This is a genomic window from uncultured Clostridium sp. (genome assembly GCF_947072515.1).
GTDB lineage: Bacteria > Bacillota > Clostridia > Clostridiales > Clostridiaceae > Clostridium.
On sequence record NZ_CAMTIG010000113.1, the window covers coordinates 1 to 4,378 of the forward strand.

At 26.8% G+C, this 4,378-nt stretch carries 9 protein-coding genes; all 9 read right to left on the minus strand.

Going from position 1 to position 4,378, the window contains the following annotated elements; translation table 11 throughout:
* On the minus strand, nucleotides 1–427 hold a 427-nt coding region (locus Q0W06_RS19245; protein ID WP_297639700.1), incomplete at its 3' end, for a ParB/Srx family N-terminal domain-containing protein.
* A gap of 8 nt (nucleotides 428–435) precedes the next feature.
* Nucleotides 436–981, minus strand: coding sequence for an N-acetylmuramoyl-L-alanine amidase (locus tag Q0W06_RS19250; RefSeq protein ID WP_297639702.1), 546 nt, complete (start codon nucleotides 979–981; stop codon nucleotides 436–438).
* A gap of 145 nt (nucleotides 982–1,126) precedes the next feature.
* Nucleotides 1,127–1,318, minus strand: a complete 192-nt coding sequence (locus tag Q0W06_RS19255; RefSeq protein WP_297639704.1) for a hypothetical protein — start codon at nucleotides 1,316–1,318, stop codon at nucleotides 1,127–1,129.
* A 31-nt stretch (nucleotides 1,319–1,349) separates the two neighbouring features.
* Nucleotides 1,350–2,465, minus strand: coding sequence for a hypothetical protein (locus tag Q0W06_RS19260; protein ID WP_297639706.1), 1,116 nt, complete (start codon nucleotides 2,463–2,465; stop codon nucleotides 1,350–1,352).
* A gap of 49 nt (nucleotides 2,466–2,514) precedes the next feature.
* Complete coding sequence (locus tag Q0W06_RS19265) at nucleotides 2,515–2,667, minus strand: hypothetical protein (protein WP_297639709.1); 153 nt, start codon at nucleotides 2,665–2,667, stop codon at nucleotides 2,515–2,517.
* Nucleotides 2,668–3,138: a hypothetical protein gene (locus tag Q0W06_RS19270; RefSeq protein WP_297639712.1), complete on the minus strand. Its 471-nt coding sequence runs from the start codon at nucleotides 3,136–3,138 to the stop codon at nucleotides 2,668–2,670.
* Nucleotides 3,139–3,148: 10 nt separating this feature from the next.
* Nucleotides 3,149–3,691 (minus strand): hypothetical protein, encoded by a 543-nt coding sequence (locus Q0W06_RS19275; RefSeq protein ID WP_297639715.1) that lies wholly within the window; start codon nucleotides 3,689–3,691, stop codon nucleotides 3,149–3,151.
* Nucleotides 3,691–4,029 carry a hypothetical protein gene (locus Q0W06_RS19280; protein ID WP_257163274.1) on the minus strand — a complete coding sequence of 113 codons (339 nt, stop codon included), beginning with the start codon at nucleotides 4,027–4,029 and terminating at the stop codon, nucleotides 3,691–3,693. Before Q0W06_RS19280 ends, Q0W06_RS19275 begins: the two co-directional genes overlap by 1 nt.
* A gap of 166 nt (nucleotides 4,030–4,195) precedes the next feature.
* Nucleotides 4,196–4,378 (minus strand): hypothetical protein (locus Q0W06_RS19285; RefSeq protein ID WP_297639719.1); only part of this gene is annotated, 183 nt, incomplete at its 5' end.

A 4,378-nucleotide genomic window follows, 5' to 3' on the forward strand; every position in this document is an offset into this window, starting at 1 on the left:
CTTTAAACTCATCAATTTCAACTTCTAAACTTCCAATATTTAAATCTTTTAGTTCTTCTATTTCAAAACCAGTTAAAGTTAAATCCTCAACACTTATTTCGATAGCTTCTAATTCTAACTTTAGTTTTTCTAAATTAAAGCCAGTATTCATAGTTAATTTATTATGAGCTATTATGTATTGTTTTTTCTGTACTTCATTTAAATGGTCTAATTTTATTACCTCTATCTCTTCAACTCCTAATTGCTGAAGTGCAATGTATCTTCCATGACCTTCTATAATTACATTTTTTTCATCTATTGCTATTGGGTCATTAAAGCCAAACTCTTTTATACTTGATTTTATTTGGTCTATTTGTTCTTGAGGATGTTCTTTAGCATTGTTTACATAAGGTGTTATTTCACTTAGTTTTAATTTCTCTATTTTCATGTTTCCTCTTAAAGTTCATTTTTTTCTAAATACTCTAGTAATTCAACTATTGAATCTGCTGTTTTATTCATCAAATCTAATAACTCCTCAAAACTTGTAACTGAATCTAAGAAAAAAGGTTCTAATAAGATTGCTACTGGCTTAGTTTTGTTTAAGATAGAACCTCCTCTTTCTCCTGGTAAAGTAGGATGTAGCCCTCTATCTTTTAATCCTAAATTTTTAACTAAAATATTTTGTGCTATTCCTGCAAGTTTTTTTCCTTTTACACTTTTTGATGAATGTAAAACTTCAGTTCCTTGTGCTACTCCATTGGCTGCATTAAAATGACAGCTAATAAGTATATTTCCGTTAAGGCTATTAACTTCGCTTACAAGGTCCTTATAGTCATTTCTAGCTTTAGCCACTAAATCTATATTCATAAGTCTTTCTTTCTTAAAAATCTCTGCAACAAGCCATGTAGTTAGATTAAATTCTGTTACTATCGTATCCCCTACTCTAACCTGACAACCTTGGTCTTTAAAATTATGTCCTGCTAGTAATATTACTCTTTTCATGACACCTCCAAATATTTTTACAAAAAATAAAAGAGCTGAGAACCTAGTCACCTAGATCCCCAGCTCGTATATAAGCCGTACCTTTATATTTAATTTTAGTCTGGAAAAAACTTTAATATTTGAATTGAGTATAATCTATAATTTTTTATATGTCAATAATTTTTATTTCATGCCCTTTTCCACATTTGCACTTTAACCTAATAAATGTTCCATCTAAAGCTATGTTCTTACATTTACTATTTACAGATAAATACCCATCTTCTTTTCTTAAAATTATATTCGTACCACATTCTCCACAATCATATTTACTTTTTATTTTCTTTTGCTCTTTTCCCACTTTTCCTCCATGTTGCAGGAGCAGGTTATGCTTAATTTATATTTTCTATTTGAAATATATTAAATTCACCATCATTAATATAACGATATTTTAAATACCCACTCTCAAATTCTTCTGTATATTTTTTATTACTCATAAATCTCTCATATGAAAGCCCCACTTTTTCCATAATTTCATAAACTTCTCTACCAAAAGAATCTTCTGTTGCTAAATCATAGGCAATCATAATTTGTTCATGAAATTTGTTATAGACATCATCTGTTTTCTCATTTATTTGTCTAACTTCTATTTTATAAATTTTTTCTTTTCTTATATACATATTAATCTCAAATCCATAATCTTCACTATAAACTATAACTTCCGCATTCTTTGGAGCATTAATTTCAAGAGTAGGACCTACATACCCAGTTCTTCTCTTAGCTATATCAAACTTTTTCCCAAGATTTTTTAATTCTATATTAATTCCGTTTCTATTTTCAAATAACTTAACACTTATTTCTTTATTTCCTAAAAAATAATTTTTAATTTTTTCATTTTCTTCTTCAGTTATCATTTTTCCTGGAGTAAATTCAATTTTATCTATTTTTCCGTCTTTAGGAAAGATACACAAATTTCCTATAAACTCATTTACTTTATTGAAAATAATATAAACTAACCTATTGTCCTCTTCAAAAATTGTTTTTCCTAATTCTGAATACACTTGTTCGATTGGTTCGCCAATTTTTAAATTAACATCTGAATATTTTATAAATCCGCTTATTTTATTATATTTTTCTGGAATTTTTATATCTTTATCTAAGATTAATGAACTCCACGAATTAGAAATATTAATTTTTTCATCACTCAGTTGACTGAATCTAAACAAAGATATATCTTTGTTTACTACATAAAAATTCATAAAATAATTTTTGTATTCATTATTTTCTTTTTTTATTCTTTCAAAAATTCGTTTCATATCCTCTACATTTGGAATTTTTTCATCTTGAATTTCTAATAGAACATTTGATTGGTACTTAACGGACGTTTTCTGAGCCACATAATTTTCATAACTAAATGGTAATTTTTCTACCTGTTTAATTTCTTCTTTTTTATCACCACATCCTATAAATACCAAACAAATAAATAAACAAAATAATATTTTTTTCATCATTATCCCCCTTAAAAAGTTTTAATGATGTTATTATAACATATAATTTTTAAATTTGTATTGTTACTCTAGCAACATAAGTTTTACATATTTTATTTTCATCTACATCAACTATATCGTGTTCTGTATTTGTATCTATTAATTTTTGTTCAAATTCTTTTAAATCATTACTACTAATTATTAAAATCCTCGTACCAGTCATTTAAGCTACCTCAAATACCACTTGTCCATTTTCTAAACTGTAAACTTTATATTTTCCAGTTCTGATAAATTTTCTTTTTGTTTCTCTATCTGCTGTTAAAAGTAAGTTCCAAAAATGTAAATCTAAAGCATTTTGATTATACGCTTCTAATAATATATCGTAAGCCCACTCTAAATTGCTATATTTTTCTTCTAGAGCATCTCGTATTTCTGTTAATTTATCAACTCTTTTTATCTTTCTTTCGCTTATTCCTTTGAAAAATTCACATTTTTCTTCCAACTCTTTAATTTTTTTATTCTTATTTTTTTCTAAGGTTTCATAATCATCTACCATTTTAACACCTTTAGATAAATAAACTTTATAATCATTTTGCCTTTCAATTTCTACTACTTTCAATTTCTTACATAATAGATAATTCCAATATAAACTTCCTGCCGCTAACATTATAATCCAAAACTGCATATCCTTCATTTAATTCCTCCTAATAATTTTCAGTTAAACTCCAAGATTCAACAAGCCTTTTATTTAATTTATTTTGAGTTACTCTTATTTCACTCTCTATATACTCAACTGTTTGCAGTCCATTATCATCAACTTTTATTATCCATGTTGCAGTCCCATTTGGAGTAGAATATAAACCGTTTGGGTCTGCCTGTGGTATGGTATAATGACTACCCCATTGAGAATTCCCACGGAAACCCATTTTTTCTGGATTAGTGTACTGAGTTGAATAAGGTATTCCAAATCCTATACATTTACCTTCATACACCCATTTCCCTGTCATTTCATTTTTGGTATATAGAAAATTGATAAGTTTTGGATTGTCTCTCATTTCAAGTATTTTTTTATATGTTTTTTTCTCATAAAAATTTTTTATATTAGGTAAATCTACAGCTAACATAGCTTGTCTTGACAACTCTTCTTGTTTTTGGCTTTCTATTTGAGTAGATGTTTTTGTAGCTTCTACTTCCTCACATCCTATAAGTAATACTAAAACCGATACTAGCATTAATAATTTTTTCATTATAAATTTCCTCCCGTAATATTATTTAAAAAATATCTTAAATTTGGATTCTCTATCAATTCTGGATTCATATTTGCAAACTCTATTTTTATATTGTTTGCTATTATTATTTTATCTTCTGGACTTGCTAGATCGTATTGCATTTTATAGCTATTTAATGTTTGAGCCATATTTTCTGTATAAGGTTTTGAACTTTTAAATACTTCTCTCTCTTTATTTTTTAAAGATTTTGCATACTCTGTTCCTATTTTTTTATTGTAAAACATATTATATTTTGCTACTCCAAATGGTAGTGCTAATACTCCACCAAGTAATATTATTATTGATATTAATTTCATTAATCCCTCCATTTTTTATTTTATTTATCCATAATGTAAACTCTTTCTATTATATTTTCTTCATGGATAACTTTAATAACTCCAAGAATTGTAAATACTAATACTAAGCTAAAAACTACTTTTTTCATTTTCTCCTCCAATACCATTAATTTTAATTTTGCCTACTCTATAGCTGTCTCAGTAACTCATATTTAATTTTTGAATTTGCCATTAATTTAGCAAATGGTTCAAATCCATTACTTTTTGCTAATGCTATTTTTAAAGCCTCTGACATAATGCTTTCTTGTTTTTGTTTTGGAAGACTATTAAACACTGTATCTAAATTCGCTTTCTCCTCTTTTTCAGCTGC

Coding starts and splice junctions, on each gene's coding strand:
- Q0W06_RS19275 (WP_297639715.1), bottom strand. CDS start 3,691: ATGAAAAAATTATTAATGCTAGTATCGGTTTTAGTATTACTTATAGGA.
- Q0W06_RS19280 (WP_257163274.1), bottom strand. CDS start 4,029: ATGAAATTAATATCAATAATAATATTACTTGGTGGAGTATTAGCACTA.
- Q0W06_RS19260 (WP_297639706.1), bottom strand. CDS start 2,465: ATGAAAAAAATATTATTTTGTTTATTTATTTGTTTGGTATTTATAGGA.
- Q0W06_RS19265 (WP_297639709.1), bottom strand. CDS start 2,667: ATGACTGGTACGAGGATTTTAATAATTAGTAGTAATGATTTAAAAGAA.
- Q0W06_RS19270 (WP_297639712.1), bottom strand. CDS start 3,138: ATGAAGGATATGCAGTTTTGGATTATAATGTTAGCGGCAGGAAGTTTA.
- Q0W06_RS19250 (WP_297639702.1), bottom strand. CDS start 981: ATGAAAAGAGTAATATTACTAGCAGGACATAATTTTAAAGACCAAGGT.